The organism is Neisseria sp. P0021.S006, assembly GCF_051956895.1.
Genome location: NZ_JBQCWZ010000326.1, coordinates 1 through 1487 on the forward strand (window position 1 = coordinate 1; position 1487 = coordinate 1487).

At 48.4% G+C, this 1487-nt stretch carries 1 protein-coding gene; it reads right to left on the reverse strand.

What is annotated here, in order from left to right:
- Nucleotides 1–163 precede the first annotated feature (163 nt).
- Nucleotides 164–1444 carry a malic enzyme-like NAD(P)-binding protein gene (locus ACTHUM_RS13780; RefSeq protein ID WP_083290073.1) on the reverse strand — a complete coding sequence of 427 codons (1281 nt, stop codon included), beginning with the start codon at nucleotides 1442–1444 and terminating at the stop codon, nucleotides 164–166.
- Nucleotides 1445–1487: the final 43 nt, after the last annotated feature.

Below are 1487 nucleotides of genomic sequence, written 5' to 3' on the forward strand. Positions count from 1 at the left end.
TTAAAAAGCAATCCATATTCCCCAGTCCATTTTGAAGCAGCAGATTATCATGTTCTTCATTCCGATTGCTGCATTAAGCCATTTCTAAAATACCCAATAAACAAAAATGCCGTCTGAAATACAACTTCCAGACGGCATTTTCAATCAAATACTACTTACCGGATTACAATTTCAAACCGGCCAGTTTAGCAGTATACGCATCCAAATCAGCGATTGGACGGGTAGCCACGCCGCTTTCCATTGCTGCTTTAGCAGTAGCTGTAGCAACGCGAGGCAACAGGCGGGAATCGAATGGGGTAGGAATCAGGTATTCCGCGCCGAATTCAAATTTCTTACCGTAAGCAGCAATCACTTCCTCAGGCACTTCTTCCATTGCCAAGTCAGCCAAAGCGTATACACAAGCGCGTTTCATTTCTTCGTTGATGGTGGTCGCGCCGACATCCAATGCGCCACGGAAGATGAATGGGAAGCACAATACGTTGTTTACTTGGTTCGGGAAGTCTGAGCGACCGGTACCGATTACCACATCCGGACGGGTTTCTTTTGCCAAAGGAGGCAGAATTTCCGGATTTGGGTTTGCCATAGCGAACACGATTGGTTTTTCGTTCATGGTATTCAGCATTTCAGGTGTCAGCAGGTTTGCGCCGGACAGACCCAAGAAGATGTCTTTACCTTTAACGGCATCAGCCAATACGCGTTGGCCGTTGTCTTCGATGGCGTAGAATTGTTTGGACTCGTCCATACGGTCTTTGTCTTCGCGGGTTTTATAAATCACGCCTTTGGAGTCGCAGACAGTTACGTTTTCACGTTTCAGCCCCAAATCCAGCAATTGGTTCAAGCAAGCGATCGCAGCGGCACCTGCACCGGAGCACACCAAAGTTGCTTCTTCGATTTTGCGGCCGGTATAACGCAAAGCGTTCAGTACAGCGGCAGCGGTAATGATGGCGGTACCGTGTTGGTCGTCGTGGAATACGGGGATTTTGCAGCGTTTGCGCAATTCGCGTTCGATGTAGAAGCACTCAGGCGCTTTGATGTCTTCGAGGTTGATACCGCCGAAAGTCGGTTCCAAAGAAGCGATGATGTCTACCAGTTTTTGCGGGTCTTTTTCATCGATTTCGATATCGAATACGTCAACGCCGGCGAATTTTTTGAACAATACGCCTTTGCCTTCCATTACAGGTTTGCCGGCCAATGCGCCGATGTTGCCCAAACCCAACACTGCGGTACCGTTGGAAATCACGGCAACCAAATTGCCTTTGGCAGTGTATTTGTAGGCAGTTTGAGGATCGGCATGGATTTCCATACAAGGAGCAGCTACGCCCGGAGAGTACGCCAACGCCAAGTCTTTAGAAGTAGCCAAAGATTTGGTTGGGGTAACGGAGATTTTGCCCGGCACGGGGAATTCGTGGAACTGCAGGGCGGCTTCTTTTAATGAATTTTCCATTTATCGATCCTGTTTGCGAGAGAGATTTTACAGCGAACAAGTC